Genomic DNA, 18390 nt, shown 5'->3' with positions numbered 1-18390 from the left:
GATCTGTTTTTTCATAGTTTCATGGATTGAATGACCGATTGTATGATATCCGGTTCAAACCCTCTGGATGCGGCAAATCGGAATAGTTTTGCGTGCAGGTCGTATTTATCGGATGCTTTTATATTTTTTTGTTTGTTTTCCAGAATCTGCAAAAGAGTATCCCGATACTGCTCTTCATTTATGTTATAAAGAGCTTCATTGATTAATGTCTCCGAGATTTTTTTTTGACGTAGAGCGTATGCTATTTTTATTCTTCCCCATTTATTGAATCTGAATTTATCATTTGTGAATCCTTTTGCATAACGAGCTTCGTCGATAAAGCGTTGCTTTATCAGATATTCTATGATTTCAGAAGCTTCGGAGTTTTCAATTCCCCATTTTTTTAGTTTCTCGAATATGTCGTGACAGCATTGTTCTCCAGAAGAACAATATGCTGCTGCCTTGTGCAAAGCTTCTTGAGGCGATAAAGATTTAGACATGGTGTATATAATGAAAGTTATTCGTTTTTTTGTGCTATTCTGTAAAAAAGAGAAAAAGATTCCGGGAAAAAACAGGTCTTGTCATATCGGGGTTATCCGTTATTCTTTGCAGAGATAAATCTGTCTTTTCCCGAAATGTCTTTATATATGTGAACATCCATGTAACCGTATGCTTCTATCATCTCTTGTGTCTCTTTCCCGAATAAAGCATTGATTTCGAAATAAAGGTTCTTTCCGGGCTTAAGAATACTTTTTCCGGCTTCTGCTATTTTTCGGTAAAAAAGTAACGGGTCGGAATCTTTTACAAATAAGGCGAGGTGAGGTTCATAGTCCAAGACATTCCTTTCCATTTCTTTTTTCTCCTTTTCGCAAATATAAGGGGGATTGCTTACAATCAGTTCATATTGGGGGATTTCTTCTGTATTAAGATTTAGAATATCTTTTAAATGAAAGGATACTTCGATACCGTTTTGTCGGGCGTTTCGTGCCGCTATGTTCAGGGCTTCGTGGGAAATATCCCAACCTTCTACTCGGGATTCAGGTAAGAATTTTGCCAGAGCTAATGCTATACATCCGCTTCCTGTACCGATGTCGAGGATGTTTCCTTTCAGCTTTTCATTTTCTTTTAAGATAAGCTCGACCAATTCTTCCGTTTCGGGGCGAGGAATCAGCACTCCGGGAGCTACGTTGATATTTATTCCGTAAAATTTTGTATGTCCGAGAATATATTGGATCGGTTCATTTCGTTTCAACCGTTGTAAGATAGTTTCGATCTCTTGGTGCTTACTTGTCGATAAAATGCTACTTTTGTGCAAAAGTATATCTGTAAGAGAATATTGGCATACTTCTTCGAGAATGATGCGGGTCAATGCCTTGATTTCTCCGGCAGGATATATATCCTGTAAACAATTTTGGATACGTCGAATACTTTGTTCCATGTGCGGCTTGCTGCTTTGTGTACAAAGATAAGAAAAATATAGTATGAAATATTCGCATGAGGATCATTGCCGCTATATGCGTCGTTGTTTACAATTGGCGGCATTAGGGCGCGGTCATGTATCTCCCAATCCTATGGTGGGAGCGGTAGTCGTGCATAAAGGAAAAATTATAGGAGAGGGGTATCATCGCAGGTATGGAGACGCACATGCCGAAGTCAATGCCATCCGTTCGGTCAAGAATGAAGAATTGCTTAGAGAATCTACGATCTATGTTTCACTCGAACCTTGTTCTCATTATGGAAAAACACCTCCGTGTTGCAAACTGATTATCGAAAAGCAAATACCTCGGGTCGTCATGGCCTGTTTCGATCCTTTTCCTGAAGTTTCCGGGCGAGGAGTCCGCATGTTGCGTGAGGCCGGAGTCGAGGTAATCACGGGGGTATTGGAAGAAGAGGCTATTCGTTTGAATGCTCATTTTATGACATTTCAAAAACTTCATCGTCCTTATATTCTCTTAAAGTGGGCACAAAGTTCCGATGGGTTTATCGATCGGATACGATCTTGTAGTGAGTCGCCGGTTTTATTTTCCAATGCTGCTACTTTAGCATCTGTGCATCGGTTAAGAGCTGAATATGATGCAATTTTAGTTGGGAGACGTACGGCGTTATATGATGATCCTTCTTTGACAGTACGTTATTGGAGCGGTAAAAATCCGTTACGTTTGGTTATAGACCGGAGGTTAGAGCTTCCTGAAAATTTAAGATTGTTTTCTGATGGAAATCCGACATTAGTCATTACGGAAAAAATACATGAACCGAGCGGTAATATTGAGTATTTGACAGTCGATTTCGCAAAGCCGATAATTCCGACACTGTTGCAGGAACTGTTTCGTCGGAAAATAAGCAGCTTGCTTGTAGAAGGAGGTGCGGTTCTGTTACAAAGTTTTATCGATTCGGATTGTTGGGATGAGATCCGGATAGAAGAGACTCCGTTTGAATTGAAAAACGGAGTCTGTGCACCGGTCGTAACTCGTGTTCCCGATCGATTTTTTTATTCCGGAGGACATTTGATTTCAAAAATATATCGTCGATAGAAATGTCGGATAAATAGAGTTATTTGGCATGTATATCGAAAAACAGGACAGTTTTTCATCGGTTTTATTAATTTTGAAACTTGGCAAAATTAGAAATGGTTTTGCAACTATAATTTATGGTAATTTATAGATTGCTATTTTGTTGAAAAAAATCGTGGTTTACTATAAATTGTTATAATTATATGCAATACTGTGGCTAAAGCGAAAAATGTTTCTAATTTTGCAGCTTTAATAGCTATTAATGTAAAATATTTCAGCATGAAAGTGTCTAAAATACTTTTTTCTCTTTTATCCGTATTTTTTATATTGTTTATTAGTTGCAATGATGCGGAAGATGAAGATGTGCCGTTGTATTCCTCTTATTCGAACACTATGGTAAATTCTTTTTATCTATCCGATGATACGGCCTCTATTGTTGATAATTTATCTAAGCGATTTTTTACGATCGATCTTGTATCCGGAAATATTTACAATGCAGATTCTTTACCTTACGGGACGGACATTTCCCATTTGGTTGCAAATATGGAATTTTCATCTCCTTCAAAAGTTGAAATATATATAAAAGGTAAAGATGATTCGGGAAATGACAAAACTACGACGATCAACTATTTAGAATCACCTTCCGACTCTATTGATTTCTCCGGCGGAAGAGGATCGGTAACCATGACCGTTGTTGCGGCAGACGGAACAACTCAACGAGATTATGTGATCGATGTGCGGGTACATCAAGTAAAAGCAGATTCTTTGATTTGGGAGAATTTGTCAGGTAGCGGGCTGCCTGTATCGGATGCTGTTGCTCAGAAGACTTTGATGAAAAATGGTGTCGTTTATTGTTTTACCGAAAATGAATCGGGTGAATATTCTTTATCTAAAACGGCTACTCCGGGACAAGGAAACTGGCAAAAAGGTACTATTTCCGGAATATCCGATTTCGATATAAGTTCTATTGTCGTTTCTCCCGAAGGCTTTTTTGCGTTGTCCGGAGCATCAGACTCAAAGACGTTAGTATCTTCTTCTGATGGTGTTAGTTGGAATCCGGTAGCAGGTTCTTCTGCATTTTACAGTTTGATAGGAATGTACGAAAGTACCTTATTGGGAATAGTTAAGGACGGAAGTGTTTATAAGTATGCATCTTATCCTCAAGAAGGTGAATTGACGGTTGTCCCGGCAGATTTCCCCGTTTCGGGTTTTAGCAATACAGTCTCTTATAAAAGCGATTGGGGAACATCCCAAATTGTTTTTGTCGGCGGGCGATTAAGTGACGGGCACTCTTTTTCCAATTCGGTATGGGGGTTTGACGGAGAAATTTGGGTATCGTTGAATAATGTGAACGGAGGAGCGGGTGGAGCTCCGATTACACCGAGAGAAGGGGCTATGTTTTTTACATATTATACATATAAATATAATTCGTCTCTTGACTATTACACTGAATTGTTGACATACTTTATTATAGGAGGATCGGATGGCACTAAAGTGTTGAATGATATTTATACTACAACAGATTTGGGAGGTTTTTGGACGAAAGCAGAAGACGGGTCTTCCTTATCTTTACCGAAAGATATTAAAGGTAGAGCTTTTGCGTCGGTTGTCGTATGTGAAGAAAGTCTTAATATCCGGTCATCTCAAATGTTGTGGAATACGATAGAGAGTCCTGTTATTCCGACAGGTATGTGGCGATATACAAAAGCTTTGACAACCGAGCCTGTACCTTTTATATATATGTTTGGCGGAGTGAATGAAAGCGGAGATTTGTATGATGAGGTGTGGCGAGGAGTAATCACACGGCTTACTTTTGAGCCTATACCTTAAATAAATAAAGGTGAAAAATGAATTCTTGAAATAATTTTAATCAAATTGTAGCGTTTTTATTATTAGGTTGCGTTTTTAAATGACATCACATGAAGAAGCTCCTTTTGATTATCATTATATCGATAGCTTCTATATCGGTAGTCCGAAGCCAGGATTTTAAGTATGAAATCGGTGCGGGCGCAGGTATAGGATTTTATATGGGGGATATTAATCCTTCAAAAATATTTCGAAAGCCGGGAGCGGTTTTCGGAGCGGTATTTCGAAGAAACCTGAATTATCGCTGGGCTATAAAATGTGATTTGGCGACGTCCGGTATCAAAGGTGATACAAGAGGAATGTCCAATGTCTTTCCCGGAGGAGCTTATTATGTATTTAAGCGACAGTTGATCGATATGGGTGCTCAAGCGGAATTTAACTTTTTCCATTATGGATGGGGGTACTCTTATTTAGGAACAAAGCGTTTTTCTCCATATCTGTTAGGCGGGGTGGGGATTACGGCAGTCCCTAAAAAAGGTGACGGATATTTTAGTTTGAATATACCTATCGGAGTGGGGCTGAAGTATAAGTTGGCTGAGAGATGGAATATCGGTTTTGAATTTTCTATGAGGAAATCTTTAGGGGATAAGCTTGACGGAAAAGTTTTGGACGATCCTTATAAAATTCAAAGTTCTGCATTTAAGAATACCGATTGGTATTCTTTTACATGGTTTACAATAACTTATGATTTCGGGCGTAAAAAGACTATTTGCAATAACTTATAATAAAAAATAATGAGATCGACTTATGTCGTATTTAGAGAAAATAGATAAAACACGTTTGCCTCAACATATTGCTATCATAATGGATGGTAATGGTCGTTGGGCGAAGGAGCGGAATATGGAACGTACTTACGGCCATAAATATGGTGTAGATGCCGTACGTACTGTTACAGAAGCTGCTGTTGAAATTGGTGTTAAGTATCTTACATTATATACTTTTTCAACGGAAAACTGGTCACGTCCGGATGAAGAAATAACGGCTTTAATGGCTCTTATGGTAATGGCTATTGAAAGGGAAACTCCGGATTTGATGAAGAATAACGTTCGTTTGAATGCTATCGGGGATTTGTCGCGTATGCCGGATGAAGTTAAGGCGCGGTTAGATAATTGTATAGTACAAACCTCTGTTAATACCGGGCTTACATTGATATTGGCATTAAGTTATTCTTCCCGGTGGGAAATTACGGATGCTACAAAACGCATTGCTGCAGATGTCGCTTCGGGACAGCTTGCAATAAATGATATTGACGAATCTTTGATCAGTTCTCGTTTGACGACTGCTGCATTTCCTGATCCGGATTTATTGATTCGTACCGGAGGTGAATTACGGATCAGTAATTTTTTAATGTGGCAGCTCTCTTATGCCGAACTTTATTTTACAGAAGAATATTGGCCTGATTTCGGTAAGGAGAGTCTGTATAAAGCTATCTGCGATTATCAGTCACGCGAACGACGGTTCGGAAAAATAAGTGAACAGTTATGAGAACGATATTAGAAATTTTACAACGCAATATGCTCAAATACCCATTATTACTGCTCGTATTCCTTTTATTTGCAACTGGTTCTCTGTTTGCACAGGATGGGACGACAATTAAAAACGATACGATTTATAATCCCGAAGTTTTATATTCGGCGACTCCTAAAAAATATGAAATCGCAGGAATATCGGTTTCCGGAGTAAAAAATAATTATGAAGATTATGTTTTGATCGGTTTCTCAGGATTGTCGGTGGGGGAAACGATCGAAATACCCGGAGATGCTATCACAACTGCCGTAAAACGATTTTGGAGGCAAGGGCTGTTTTCTGATGTCGCTATTTCTGTCACTAAGATATACGGCTCTCAGGTATGGTTGAATATAGACCTTAAACAGCGACCCCGTATCTCTCAGATCAATTATAATGGAATAAAAAAATCGGAACGGGAAGATTTGGAGTTGAAGCTTGGATTGGTAAAAGGCAACCAAATAACTCCGAACATTGTAGACCGAGCTAAGATGTTGATAAAAAAACATTTTGAAGAAAAAGGTTTCAAGAATGCTGAAGTACAAATTTTGCAAAAAGATGACCTCTCTCACGAAAATCAAGTTATTGTCGATATCAATATCGATAAAAAAGAAAAGGTTAAGGTTCATAAAATATATATAGACGGAAATGCTGTCCTTTCAGATAAAAAGTTACAACGTGTAATGAAGAAAACCAATGAGAAAGGGAAATTGATAAATCTGTTCCGTACCAAAAAATTTGTAAAAGAGAAATTTGCAGAAGATCTTAATCTGATTATTGATAAATACAATGAATTGGGGTATAGGGATGCTGTTATCATAAGTGATAGTGTTGCTCCTTATAATGATAAGACTGTAGATGTGTTCATTAAGGTAGATGAAGGCCGAAAATATTATTTGAGGGATATACGTTGGGTGGGAAATACCCTTTATCCTTCTGAATACCTGAGTGCATTGCTTCGAATGAAACCGGGAGATGTATATAATCAAAAGCTCTTGAGACAACGGACTATGGAAGATGAAGATGCAGTTGCCAATCTGTATATGAATAATGGTTATCTTTTTTTTCAACTTGACCCTATCGAAGTAAATGTCGAAAATGATTCCATAGACTTGGAATTGCGTATGTACGAAGGACAGCAAGCTCGTATCAATAAAGTCATCATTCAAGGTAATGATCGGTTATATGAGCATGTCGTTCGTCGGGAATTACGAACTAAACCGGGTGAACTTTTCAATAAATCCGATTTGATGCGTTCTGCTCGTGAGATTGCTCAAATGGGGCATTTCGATCCGGAAACAATGGATATTCGTCCTGAACCTGATCCTGAAAACGGAACTGTAGATTTGGTGTATGCTTTACAATCGAAGGCTAATGACCAAATAGAATTTTCTGCCGGTTGGGGGCAGACCGGAATAATCGGTAAATTGAGCTTGAAGTTTACTAATTTCTCTGTAAAGAATTTCTTGAAACCGAAGTCTTATAAAGGAATTATTCCTCAAGGAGAGGGACAGACCTTGACAATCAGTGCTCAGACTAATGCCCGTTATTATCAATCTTATAGTTTGTCATTTATGGATCCTTGGTTTGGCGGAAAACGACCTAATTCATTCAGTTTTTCGGTTTACTATAGTCGTCAGACAGACATAAGTACCAGTTATTGGAATAATAACTATATCGATCCGTATGGTTATGGGTATAACGGCTATTATGGTTATAATGATTATTACGGCAATAATTATGACTACAGTTATGCACTCGATCCCAGTAAATCTTTACAGATGTTCGGTGTTGCTGTAGGGTTCGGGAAACGATTGAATTGGCCGGATGACTATTTTACGCTTTCTGCAGAATTGGGGTATCAGTTGTATAAGCTGAAAGATTGGGAATATCTTTATTTTATGCAGAACGGTACGTCTCACAGTATTACCTTGAATTTGACATTGGCTCGAAATTCTATCGATAACCCGATATATACTCGTCGGGGATCTCAATTCTCACTGTCGTTACAGCTTACACCTCCGTATTCACTTTTCAATAACGTTGATTATAGTAAACTCGATCCTTCCAATAATAAAAAAGACCGGGAAACGATGTATAAGTGGATCGAATATCATAAGTGGAAATTTAAAGCAAAAACATTTACTCCGCTTACTTCGGCGGAGAGCCAGCATACCCTTGTATTGATGACTCGTGCCGAAGTAGGTATCTTAGGTTCTTATAATAAATATAAGCGTTCACCGTTCGAGACTTTCTATGTGGGAGGAGACGGTATGTCGGGATATAGCTATAATTATGCTACCGAGACTATCGCACTTCGCGGATATGAAAACGGATCATTGACTCCTTATGGATATGAGGGGTATGCATATACGCGTTTGGGAGTGGAACTCCATTTCCCGGTTATATTGCAACCGTCTTCTACTATTTATGCTTTGGCATTTGCCGAAGCCGGAAATGCTTGGACTGAAGTGAAGAATTTCAATCCATTTAAATTGAAACGTTCTGCGGGTGTGGGAGTCCGTATATTTTTGCCGATGATCGGAATGATGGGGCTTGATTGGGCATACGGATTTGATAAGCCTTTCACCGGAGTGCAGAAAGTCGGAGGCAGTCAGTTACACTTCATCCTTGGGCAGGAATTCTAAGGAATGTTATTTGCTGTAGGTAGAGCGGAACAAAGAGAATGAAAGAAATGTTTTTAGGAGAAGGAGGCTCTTTCTGCCGATTCTGTTTTTAACCTTTAAAATAATTGAGTATGAAACGGATTATTTTTATTTTAGCATTAGTTGCCGCATTTGCATTCGAGAGCAAGGCTCAGAAATTTGCATTGATAGATATGGAGTATATATTGAAGAATATACCTTCGTATGAAATGGCGAACGAACAATTGAAACAAGTTTCTCAACGGTGGGAAAAAGAAATAACGACTCAAGCACAAAAAGTAGAGAGTATGTATAAAGAGTATCAGTCTAACTCCGTCTTTTTGTCAGATGATCAAAAGAAAAAGAAAGAGGAAGAAATTGTTGCTGAGGACAAAAAAACTCAAGACCTTCGTCGCAAATATTTCGGACCGGAAGGAGAATTGTTTAAGAAGAGAGAAAGTCTTATGAAACCGATACAGGATGATATCTATAACGCCGTGAAACAAATTTCGGAGACGAAAGGATACCAGATGGTAATGGACCGAGCATCTTCTGCAAATATTATATTTGCCTCTCCTCGCATCGATATAAGCAATGAAGTCCTTGCAAAATTAGGATATTCGAAATAAATATGTATTTTTGTGTCCTGTTAATGGTTCTCGATTATTAAAAATAAAAAATTGAATTATATGTTTAAGAAACTTTTGATTATTGTATTGTTTGCATTGCCTTTTTGTGCATTTGCTCAGACTCCGCAATTTAAATTCGGAACTGTAAATACTATGGAAATTTTTTCTGCTATGCCTGAACGGGAAGCTGCACAGAAAGAATATGACGCTCTTGCTAAAAAGTATGAAGATGAATTCCTTAAAATGCAGGAAGAATTCGGTAAAAAGTATAAAGAATTGATGGCGACACAAGATTCGATCTCTATTCCGGAAAATATCAAAGCTCGTCGTCAACAAGAATTGGCTGAATTGAACCAAAGAATTCAGAATTTCCAAGAGGTAGTTCAAAATGATTTAGCTAAGCAGCAACAGCAATTGCTCGCTCCGGTAGAGAAAAAAATGAGAGATGCCATTAAAGCGGTGGGAGACGAATATAAGTTCACCTATTTATTCGACCTTAATGCTGTGTTGTTTGCCGGAGCTAGTAGTGAAGATGCTACTCCGTTGGTAAAGGCAAAATTGGGATTAAAATAATGATTTTCAATACATAATCAGAGAAGGATGATCGCCTGTATCATCCTTTTTCTGTTTTCTTGTGAAAATGAATTTATATAGCGAACAACCCGGTCCGATAGGAGTATTTGATTCAGGTTACGGCGGATTGACTATTTTGGAAGATATTCGTCGGCAAATGCCCGAATATGATTATATTTATTTGGGAGATAATGCCCGTGCTCCCTATGGAACTCGCTCTTTTGAGATTGTGTATGAGTTTACCAGAGAGGCTGTGTTGACCTTATTTGAACGTGGTTGTCAGTTAGTTATTCTGGCTTGTAATACTGCCTCTGCGAAAGCACTTCGTTCTATCCAACAGAAAGACCTTCCTCGAATTGCCCCTAATAGGAGAGTTTTAGGAGTCATTCGCCCGACAGTCGAAGCGTTGGAGAATATAACCCGGACAGGAAAAATCGGGATATTGGGAACAACAGGAACTATACAATCTTGTTCATACCCGTTAGAGATAAAAAAACTATATCCGGAGTATGAGGTATTCGGAGAAGCATGTCCAATGTGGGTGCCATTAGTCGAAAATAATGAACATCGTTCTCCCGGTGCAGATTATTTTGTACGTCAGTATATAGACCGTCTTATGATGCAATGTCCCGATATAGATACGGTTATTTTGGGATGTACTCATTATCCTCTGTTATTGGATAAAATCAAGGCATTTTTGCCAGAGGGAGTATTACCTCTTCCTCAAGGCGATTTGGTTGCCGTAAGTCTTAAGAATTATCTTTATCGGCATCCTGAAATGGAGAGACGGTGTACTAAAAACAGTACATGCCGTTTTCTTACGACCGAATCCCCTCAAAGGTTTTCTACGGCAGCATCTTTGTTTTTGCAAGAAAATGTAAATGTTTCACGCATTGTTTTGGAATGATGATATGGAAAAGATAAGGATCAATAAATATATAAGTGACGCAGGTTTTTGTTCTCGTCGTGAAGCCGATCAGTTGATCGTTGACGAGCGGGTAACGATAAATGGTGTTCTTGCAGTTATGGGAGCTAAAGTGTCGTTAGAAGACAAAGTGCGGATAGATGGTGAAATATTGCGTTTCCCGGAAATAATTTCAAAAGGTGATGAGAAGAAGAATAAACGGAAATCTTCTGAGAACTTTTCATCACGAAAAGATACGGACAAATTACGAAAAACTTTGCGTGGTACACGTGGAAACGAGAGAAAAAAGGCAGAGAAAGAGATTGCTATGCGCTCTAAGTCAGAAGATAGAGCACGTAATGTCAAGAAAAAATCTCGTCGCTCGAATAGTCGTTGATTATTCGGCAAGCAGATTTCTTATCGATTCGGCTAAAGCAATGCGATCAAAAGAATAGGTCCGGTCTCGTTCTTGTACGAAATATAAAAGCTGTTGAGCTTTTTCTATTTGCTGACGATCGGAATTTATTCTGTCATCGGCTAACATCAATTTGATTAATAATTCGAGGAGTTCCCAGTCCGGTACTTTTTCGGTCAGCTCTTCAGCTGTTGCATTTTGCACCTCTTGTAAGCTCAGGTGTATATCTTTGTAGCAATCATCGGCAAGAGTATCTGTGTCGCTTCCCGGAGTTTCTTTCTTTTTCAGAAGCTTAGCTAATTTTTTAGCAAGTTCTTCAATTTGTACCAATAAAAAATCTTGTTTTATCATTGTTCCGTAAAGGTTATTTATTTAGACAGGGTCTTTTATGCAAATGTAGCAAAATGCTTGAACTTTTTACCTCTGTTTTGAGTTTCCATAAAAATTAACTACCTTCGTTAAGATAAAAACTGCATTATGGAAGAGAAAGAAAATGATATATTGACTGTCGAGGAAAAAATCGTGAAGATGCTCCGTACGGTTTATGATCCGGAAATCCCGGTAAACGTATATGATTTAGGGTTGATTTACTCTATTGAGGTAGATGATGAGAAGAATGTCCATATAGAGATGACCCTTACTGCACCAAATTGTCCGGCAGCAGATTTTATCGTTGAAGATGTTCGGATGAAGGTCGAGAGCATAGATGATGTTAAGAGTGTCGATATTCAGTTGGTTTTTGAGCCGGAATGGGATAAGGATATGATGAGTGAAGAAGCCAAACTGGAACTCGGTTTTTTGTAAAAACGAATTCCATATCCTTATTTTATAAAGTGCCGTTAAATGAAAAAGATCTATTTCTTGTCCGATTTGCATTTGGGCGCACGAACATTAGAAAATCCGCTTGAGAATGAGCGAAGAGTGGTGCGTTGGTTCGATTCGGTTAAAGAGGATGCTTCAGCAATATATCTGATGGGAGATATATTAGATTATTGGTATGAATATAAGACTGTCGTTCCAAGAGGATTTACCCGATTTTTCGGTAAAGTTGCCGAATTGACAGATAAAGGGATAGATGTGCATTGGTTTATCGGAAATCATGATATATGGATATTCGATTATTTACCCGGTGAATTAGGTGTAAAGGTGCATTATGCTCCGGAAATTGTCGATTTAAACGGAAAGACATTTTATTTGGCTCATGGTGACGGGTTAGGAGATACTCCGCTGACTTTTCGTTTTATTCGGTCTGTTTTTCATAATCGGTTATGCCAGATGTTATATTCGGCAATTCATCCCCGTTGGACGGTTGCATTTGCACATAAGTGGTCTTCTCATAGTCGCCAGAACGGTAATTGTAAAGATTATTGCGGAGAAGGCAATGAATATTTGGTTCGATATGCAAAAGAATATCTTGAGAAGTCGTCTGTTCATATCGATTTTTTTGTTTTCGGACATCGTCATATCATGTTAGATTTGATGATACGACGAGATAGTAGGGTGATTATCTTGGGAGATTGGATCAATTATTTTTCTTATGCTGTTTTAGAGGGTGATCAAATGCGGTTAGAACAATTCGAAGGATGATACTATTGTTTTAAGGGACTGTCCTGAATTTTTCGATACAGAAATTCTGTCAGCGCCTCTTTGCGCTTTTCTTTTTGGTTTGTTTCTTCATTTTCTTATAAGCCTGTTATTTTCTTATCAAAATCAAAAGGACATCCATAACTCTCAAACCTAACCCGAGCAAAATTTAGACAAACTCTAAGATTTTATCGTTTGTTCTTCAGTTGTTCTAAATAGTCAGCCGGCGTGATGCCCGTAACTTCTTTAAATACTCTATAAAATGAAGTTTTGGAGTTAAAGCCGCATTCGTCGGCAACACCCATCAATGTTATGTCTTTATATTTAGGGTCTTTTAGTTTTTCTTTCACAGCTTCCACCCGATAGTAATTGACAAAATCTGCAAATCCTTTTCCTATGTACTCTTTTAGTATTTGTGCTAATTGTAGTTCCGTAAGCTTCAATACTGCAGCCAATTGAGCTTTATTGAGACGTTTATTAGTATAAAGATGGTCTGTCTCCATAGTTGCGATAAGAGCATTTACTATCTTTTGGTTTTTCTCGTCCGGTTCTTTTAGTTTTACCGGATTTTTAAGAACCTTGTTTTTCTTTTTTGATAAGATTTTCTGGTAATTTTTCAAGATATGAGGATATCTCTTGTTTAAGAGGTAAAGTAGAAATCCGAATAAAGCGATAGCTCCTAAGATACTCCAGATCACGATTGCCCAAAAACTTTTTACTCGGATGATTAAAACTTCGTGAGCGTCTCCCCATTTCCCGTCCGAATTTGCTCCGCGTAGCATCAATGTATATTTCCCGCTTTTTAAAGACGGAAGTGTAATACTGTTTTTTCCGAAAGTTACCCATTTCCAAACGGAGTCTTTGGGTAATATTTTGTATTGGTAACGATTTCTCCATTCATTCTGATAAGAATAGGCAGAAAATGCGATTTCGCAGAGATGATTTCTCGATGAAAGAGAGAGTGCCGGAATGTTGTTTTCTGTCTGTAATTGATTTGCATCGATGCTTCCTTTATCATTTTGGATTTTTAATACCGAGGGCCACGGGATAAAACTATTATCGAATTGTATCCGAGTATCGATTTTGTTGAATCCGTTATTCCCTCCGAAATAGAGATAAGGAGGAAGTGCTGCAGCAGCTTGATAATTGAAGAGTGGGCCTTGTAAACCGTCTCGTTCGCTAAAGCGAATAATGTTATTTCCTGTCATGGAAATGCGGACAATGCCTTGTTCTGTCCCTAACCATAGATAATCAGGCCATACCGGAAGTATGGAAGTTACAGCTCCATTGATTGCGGCATTAAAACTTTTTCTTTTTTCGAAAGTCTTAGTTTTCAAATTGAAAAAACTTATTCCTGATCCGGTTGCAAATACAAGCATTTTATCCGGTAATTCTACGATATCCCATACGATATTATCGTTCAGTCCGTCATGAGTCGAAGTTTGAGTGTACAGATCAAGTGTTTTGTTTTCAGGAGAATATCGGCCTATTCCTCCCTGATAAAAAACAATCCAGATATTATTTTCCGAATCTTCAAATAATACTTTGATATTCGTATAAACATCTTTTTTCCCGGAGTATTCGATAGGCAAAGATACCTCTTCTACTTTGTTTGATTTACTATCGTATCGATATAGACCTCTGTCTAAAACTCCCATCCAGATATCTCCGTTGCGTGTTTCAAGTAATGCATATATTTCTTTCAATTCTGTTTGAGAATTAAATATTTTGGGATATATAGCATTCTGTAAGGTATTGTATTCCAGTAATCCTCCTCCTGTCCCTAACAATAAGTTTCCGTTATGCAATAAAATTCCTGTCCGTATTTGATTATATCCGGGTTGTAGTTTTAGAGCAGAAAGCGAATAATGAGAGAAAAGTCCGGTTGTTGCGTCATAACGGTCTATTCCGGCATTTGCTGTTCCTATCCATAATTGATTTTTGGCTTTATCTGCTTGTAAAAAGACCAAAGAATTATTGCTGAGAGAATTTTCTGATTCGGGAAGATTCTGAAGCAGAGGAAATCGTGGTTGCCTTTCGATGCGGCACACACCTTTGGACGTTCCGCACCAGATAGCTCCGGAACGATCTTTGTAGATGCTCATTACATCGTTACTTAGGAGAGTATTTTCACTACCCGGGTTGTTTTTTAACCATTCGATGGATTGTTTCTTCTTATTAAAAATCACGACGCCATTATCCGTAGCAAGAAATAATGTCCCTGTTTTATCTTCTGTTATACTGGTTACCAATCCATTGATTCCTATATGATTATATCTTTCGAAGTTATTATCGTCTCTCCGTAATCGGCATAAACCATCGGCAGTTGCAATCCATAATGAACCGAAACTGTCCTCATATATATTTTCGATAAAATCGCTTGATATGGTAGTGCTGTCTGTAAGAGAGTAATGAAAACTTTTATGTGTCCGATCTTTTGTGTTGATTACTACCAGACCGTTACCTTCAGTTCCTACCCATAAAAGTCCCATCTTATCGAAATAGATACATTTGGCTATTCGTTCGCTTTTCAAAGCTTCGTTAAATGTTTTATGGTGGGCAAACAGTGGAGACAGTAACAGTTTATTCGAAGATTCATCATACTGGTATATTCCGTTTCGTGTACCTAACCAGATTTGATTATCAGGAGATAATGCAATACTGTAAATAACATTGCTTTTGCTATTTATGTCATTTTCGTTCGGCAGGAAATGTTTTATTTCTCCGTTTTGTTTATCGTATCTGAAAGCTCCGTACGGAGTACCTATCCACATTCGGTCTCGTGTATCGTTTTGGAGTGAGTAAATTCTTTTGTAAAAACCGTGGTTTATATTCTGAGGTAAAGGAAGAGTTTGTAATGAGTACCCGTCGTAGTAAGCTACCCAATCGTTTGTTCCGATCCAGATAAGTCCTTGCTTATCTTGTGTTATACATTGCACCGATCTTGAAGGGAGTTCGAAGTTAAGACGAAATTGATCTACATTACCGTTAAATGCCGATAAGTAACCGACATTGGTGATACATAGGAGTAGTACGATAGTGATCTGTCTGGCGAATCCGAACATAAATACGGCATTAAAAACGAATCGCAGAAATTTTTTTTATAATGCGTTTCATTTAAGTTATAAAATATTCATTTCTAAACAGTTGTAAGAAATAGTATAAATCCGTTTAGCAAATATACTCTTTTTTTTGAAAAAAAGGTCGTAGATAACCATTTTTTCAGTTTTTATAATATAAACACAAAAGAGCTGGAAAAGATTTAGATATGTTCAGAAAGTTCTTCTGATCGAGGCAGGTGATTTATGGAAAACTGTGGTGAAATTTTTTCAAACCGAAATGTTTTCTTGAACATGAAATGTTATTTTATCAGATAAGAAAGATATATATTTTATCTTTGAAGTTTCAGATTCTGATATTGAAAGGGAATAACCTGTCGTATATTTAGCAATTAAGTTGAGTATATTAGGAAAGTATTTTTATTAAGTAGAAAAATGGACAATTCAATTACAATTAGGGAATATGATCCGGCAGATAAAGTTGCTGTGATGAATTTAATCAGATTAAATACGCCTGAATATTTTGCATTAGAGGAAGAAGCCGATTTAAATGAATATCTGGAAAATGAAAGAGAACTTTATTATGTTTTGATTTTTGATGGCGATATTGTCGGTTGCGGTGGTATAAATTTTGTGAAGAATGGGGCGGTTGCGAAAATTAGTTGGGACATTCTTCATCCGGAATATCAGCGGAGATCATTCGGGTCACAGCTTCTTAAATATAGGGTCGATAAGCTTAAGACGATCGAAAGTGTTCGGGAAATAATGGTAAGGACATCTCAATTGGTATATAGGTTTTATGAGAAGCATGGCTTTGTACTGAGTGAAATCAAGAAAGATTATTGGGCTAAAGGGTTTGATATGTACTGCATGAAATATAAGACGAAAGATTTATTGGAAAAAGGAAGATAATTATACAATTTGAATGACTTCTGATTCGAGAGACTGTCGTAAATTTTCCGACAAAAAAATATTATCAGCTCTTTTTCCCATTTTCACTCGTCAGATAGCCCGCTATCCTCCTCGTAAAAACAGAAAAACATCCTCGAAAGAAACTTTCAACCCTGACCTGAGTAAAATTTAAACAGGTTCTAAAATAATTACCGGAGTTATTTTGCTCAGCGCAGAATGACTCCGGTATTATAAACTATAAATTTAAATGAATCTTTAATATGGTATTTTAGAACTTAAGATGCGATCTTTATACCATGGGTCATTTATCTGTTTCAGTAATTGTCCCATTTGTTTGCATAAGTCATTGAATATTTTCTGGTTTTCCGTTACAGATAGGTTATTCATCTGATAAGGATCTTTGATATCGTCATAAAAGAAAATATGCTTTATATTTTGTTGCTTATCGATAGATATGGCTAAAGTATAACGTTCGGTTTTGATTCCTCGTGCCTCAGGAAAGTATGAGATAATTTTGCCGTCGGCATTCTTTTCTCCGTTCAGGTTTCTTAGATACAGTACTCCTGAAGGCAATTTAGGCGCATTTTTTTCTTTTGATATTACCGGCGCAAAATTCGTACCTTGTACGGTTTCCGGGATCTGTCGAGACAGTCCGGCTAAGCCGAGTACCGTAGGCATGATGTCCGGAGAAGAAAGCAATAGTCGGTCTTCTACACGAGGTTTTAATTTCTCCGGGTAACGAACCAGAAACGGAACGTTCATAGATTCTGCATAAGGTGAATTTTTAGGATCATTTGTGTTTTGACTGCACATGGTTTCTCCGTGGTCAGAAGAAAAGACGACGATCGTGTTTTCTTCTAATCCCAAATCTTTTAATGCTTTCAAAATACGACCGAATTCCCGATCTACTCCGGTAACCGAAGCGAAGTAAAAGGGTGCGCATTGGGCTTTTTCCATTTGAGGATTTGCATTGGGGCGTACTAATAGCTCGTCTAAAGGAATATCTTTGTAAAGATTATAGTCTTCCTCCATGACATCGTTGATTGTGCGGTAAGGACTGTGAGGTGGGTTCATACTGACAATCATAAAGAAAGGTTTAGAAGTATCTCGTACGTTTCCGGTATTTTTCAGATATTCTATCGCTTTATCCGCTTCGTGTTTCGGAGACCATTCTCTTATTTCATGACGTTTGCCGTCGGTATCCCAATAATGCGGTTGTTTGTGAATGTCGAAAGTTCCGTAAGAATACCAGTAGTCAAATCCATGCCGCCTTTCTTTGGGAGTATAGGCATCCCATACAGGAGTGTCGTTATTTACATAAGTTCCCGGCGCTTCAGGATTATTCGGAGTCGGAAAATCAACATGTAATTTTCCGATATAAGCACAATCATATCCGTTTTTCTTAAAGACGTCTCCTATACACTCTATATCCTCTCGGAGACTGCTTATAGGGCGATCCGAGTTACAATTTAACGGAACTCCGCTTCCATCCGGATACATACCGGAAAGTAACATTCCCCGATGCGGACTGCTCAAGGGGCAGTTGCTCATGGCAGAGGTCAATACTACCGATTCTTTTGCAAAATTATTCAGATTGGGAGTAATTACGGGATCAGGTTTAAACCGGACATGTTCTTTGAACCCTTTTTCGCCCCAGAATCCCATGGCATGATTTCTGAATTGATCGGGGAAAACATAGATTACATTCGGTTTTCGGTCTTGAATGTTATTTTGAGCTGTAACAGGAATTCCGTTTGTCAAAGATAATCCCGCAGCTGCGAATAGAAATTTTTTAGATGTTTTCATTG

Annotated in this window: 17 protein-coding genes; 12 read left to right on the top strand and 5 right to left on the bottom strand. The window is 38.0% G+C overall.

Annotation, left to right across the window (positions count from 1 at the left end; translation table 11 throughout):
* Nucleotides 1–11: 11 nt before the first annotated feature.
* Both Q0093_RS07330 and prmC read right to left on the bottom strand, forming a co-directional pair.
* A complete protein-coding gene (locus Q0093_RS07330; RefSeq protein ID WP_297929351.1) occupies nt 12–479 on the bottom strand; it encodes a regulatory protein RecX in 468 nt (155 codons plus the stop codon).
* A gap of 92 nt (nt 480–571) precedes the next feature.
* A complete protein-coding gene (prmC, locus tag Q0093_RS07325) occupies nt 572–1417 on the bottom strand; it encodes a peptide chain release factor N(5)-glutamine methyltransferase (RefSeq protein ID WP_297929349.1) in 846 nt (281 codons plus the stop codon).
* Between the two features lie 43 nt (nt 1418–1460).
* Between prmC and ribD the strand changes: the two genes are divergently transcribed.
* The 9 genes from ribD to Q0093_RS07280 all read left to right on the top strand — a co-directional run bounded on the left by ribD (nt 1461) and on the right by Q0093_RS07280 (nt 11009).
* On the top strand, nt 1461–2510 hold the full coding sequence (ribD, locus tag Q0093_RS07320; protein ID WP_294176312.1) for a bifunctional diaminohydroxyphosphoribosylaminopyrimidine deaminase/5-amino-6-(5-phosphoribosylamino)uracil reductase RibD: 1050 nt from the start codon (nt 1461–1463) through the stop codon (nt 2508–2510).
* A 192-nt stretch (nt 2511–2702) separates the two neighbouring features.
* Nucleotides 2703–4319: a DUF6242 domain-containing protein gene (locus Q0093_RS07315; protein ID WP_297929347.1), complete on the top strand. Its 1617-nt coding sequence runs from the start codon at nt 2703–2705 to the stop codon at nt 4317–4319.
* Nucleotides 4320–4408: 89 nt separating this feature from the next.
* Nucleotides 4409–5080, top strand: coding sequence for a DUF6089 family protein (locus tag Q0093_RS07310; RefSeq protein ID WP_294176310.1), 672 nt, complete (start codon nt 4409–4411; stop codon nt 5078–5080).
* A 22-nt stretch (nt 5081–5102) separates the two neighbouring features.
* On the top strand, nt 5103–5840 hold the full coding sequence (locus Q0093_RS07305) for an isoprenyl transferase (RefSeq protein ID WP_294176309.1): 738 nt from the start codon (nt 5103–5105) through the stop codon (nt 5838–5840).
* A gap of 29 nt (nt 5841–5869) precedes the next feature.
* On the top strand, nt 5870–8509 hold the full coding sequence (locus tag Q0093_RS07300) for a POTRA domain-containing protein (RefSeq protein WP_297929400.1): 2640 nt from the start codon (nt 5870–5872) through the stop codon (nt 8507–8509).
* 110 nt (nt 8510–8619) lie between these two features.
* Nucleotides 8620–9135, top strand: coding sequence for an OmpH family outer membrane protein (locus Q0093_RS07295; protein ID WP_022391269.1), 516 nt, complete (start codon nt 8620–8622; stop codon nt 9133–9135).
* Between the two features lie 60 nt (nt 9136–9195).
* Nucleotides 9196–9708, top strand: coding sequence for an OmpH family outer membrane protein (locus Q0093_RS07290; RefSeq protein WP_022391270.1), 513 nt, complete (start codon nt 9196–9198; stop codon nt 9706–9708).
* A 67-nt stretch (nt 9709–9775) separates the two neighbouring features.
* Nucleotides 9776–10615, top strand: a complete 840-nt coding sequence (gene murI / locus Q0093_RS07285; RefSeq protein ID WP_297929344.1) for a glutamate racemase — start codon at nt 9776–9778, stop codon at nt 10613–10615.
* 4 nt (nt 10616–10619) lie between these two features.
* Nucleotides 10620–11009 (top strand): S4 domain-containing protein, encoded by a 390-nt coding sequence (locus Q0093_RS07280; RefSeq protein WP_297929342.1) that lies wholly within the window; start codon nt 10620–10622, stop codon nt 11007–11009.
* Here the strand turns inward: Q0093_RS07280 and Q0093_RS07275 are convergent, their stop codons facing one another.
* Nucleotides 11010–11378, bottom strand: a complete 369-nt coding sequence (locus Q0093_RS07275) for a hypothetical protein (protein ID WP_294176299.1) — start codon at nt 11376–11378, stop codon at nt 11010–11012.
* Between the two features lie 126 nt (nt 11379–11504).
* Here Q0093_RS07275 and Q0093_RS07270 point away from each other — a divergent pair, with 126 nt between their 5' ends.
* Together Q0093_RS07270 and Q0093_RS07265 are read left to right on the top strand one after the other, a co-directional pair.
* A complete protein-coding gene (locus tag Q0093_RS07270) occupies nt 11505–11831 on the top strand; it encodes an iron-sulfur cluster assembly protein (RefSeq protein WP_294176298.1) in 327 nt (108 codons plus the stop codon).
* Between the two features lie 39 nt (nt 11832–11870).
* A complete protein-coding gene (locus tag Q0093_RS07265; protein WP_297929340.1) occupies nt 11871–12614 on the top strand; it encodes a UDP-2,3-diacylglucosamine diphosphatase in 744 nt (247 codons plus the stop codon).
* A gap of 185 nt (nt 12615–12799) precedes the next feature.
* Here the strand turns inward: Q0093_RS07265 and Q0093_RS07260 are convergent, their stop codons facing one another.
* Nucleotides 12800–15676, bottom strand: a complete 2877-nt coding sequence (locus tag Q0093_RS07260; protein WP_297929338.1) for a two-component regulator propeller domain-containing protein — start codon at nt 15674–15676, stop codon at nt 12800–12802.
* 429 nt (nt 15677–16105) lie between these two features.
* Between Q0093_RS07260 and Q0093_RS07255 the strand changes: the two genes are divergently transcribed.
* A complete protein-coding gene (locus Q0093_RS07255; RefSeq protein WP_294176292.1) occupies nt 16106–16582 on the top strand; it encodes a GNAT family N-acetyltransferase in 477 nt (158 codons plus the stop codon).
* Nucleotides 16583–16837: 255 nt separating this feature from the next.
* Here the strand turns inward: Q0093_RS07255 and Q0093_RS07250 are convergent, their stop codons facing one another.
* The gene (locus Q0093_RS07250) at nt 16838–18388 is read right to left on the bottom strand and encodes a sulfatase (protein WP_297929336.1); all 1551 of its coding nucleotides are present in this window, start codon (nt 18386–18388) and stop codon (nt 16838–16840) included.
* Between the last annotated feature and the right edge of the window lie 2 nt (nt 18389–18390).

Source organism: uncultured Coprobacter sp. (assembly GCF_947855755.1).
Taxonomy (GTDB): Bacteria; Bacteroidota; Bacteroidia; order Bacteroidales; family Coprobacteraceae; genus Coprobacter.
This window is presented reverse-complemented; position numbering and strand designations above follow the sequence as displayed.

Coding starts and splice junctions, on each gene's coding strand:
- Q0093_RS07330 (WP_297929351.1), bottom strand. CDS start 479: ATGTCTAAATCTTTATCGCCTCAAGAAGCTTTGCACAAGGCAGCAGCA.
- prmC (WP_297929349.1), bottom strand. CDS start 1,417: ATGGAACAAAGTATTCGACGTATCCAAAATTGTTTACAGGATATATAT.
- ribD (WP_294176312.1), top strand. CDS start 1,461: ATGAAATATTCGCATGAGGATCATTGCCGCTATATGCGTCGTTGTTTA.
- Q0093_RS07310 (WP_294176310.1), top strand. CDS start 4,409: ATGAAGAAGCTCCTTTTGATTATCATTATATCGATAGCTTCTATATCG.
- Q0093_RS07305 (WP_294176309.1), top strand. CDS start 5,103: ATGTCGTATTTAGAGAAAATAGATAAAACACGTTTGCCTCAACATATT.
- Q0093_RS07300 (WP_297929400.1), top strand. CDS start 5,870: ATGCTCAAATACCCATTATTACTGCTCGTATTCCTTTTATTTGCAACT.
- Q0093_RS07295 (WP_022391269.1), top strand. CDS start 8,620: ATGAAACGGATTATTTTTATTTTAGCATTAGTTGCCGCATTTGCATTC.
- Q0093_RS07290 (WP_022391270.1), top strand. CDS start 9,196: ATGTTTAAGAAACTTTTGATTATTGTATTGTTTGCATTGCCTTTTTGT.
- murI (WP_297929344.1), top strand. CDS start 9,776: ATGAATTTATATAGCGAACAACCCGGTCCGATAGGAGTATTTGATTCA.
- Q0093_RS07280 (WP_297929342.1), top strand. CDS start 10,620: ATGGAAAAGATAAGGATCAATAAATATATAAGTGACGCAGGTTTTTGT.
- Q0093_RS07275 (WP_294176299.1), bottom strand. CDS start 11,378: ATGATAAAACAAGATTTTTTATTGGTACAAATTGAAGAACTTGCTAAA.
- Q0093_RS07270 (WP_294176298.1), top strand. CDS start 11,505: ATGGAAGAGAAAGAAAATGATATATTGACTGTCGAGGAAAAAATCGTG.
- Q0093_RS07265 (WP_297929340.1), top strand. CDS start 11,871: ATGAAAAAGATCTATTTCTTGTCCGATTTGCATTTGGGCGCACGAACA.
- Q0093_RS07260 (WP_297929338.1), bottom strand. CDS start 15,676: ATGTTCGGATTCGCCAGACAGATCACTATCGTACTACTCCTATGTATC.
- Q0093_RS07255 (WP_294176292.1), top strand. CDS start 16,106: ATGGACAATTCAATTACAATTAGGGAATATGATCCGGCAGATAAAGTT.
- Q0093_RS07250 (WP_297929336.1), bottom strand. CDS start 18,388: ATGAAAACATCTAAAAAATTTCTATTCGCAGCTGCGGGATTATCTTTG.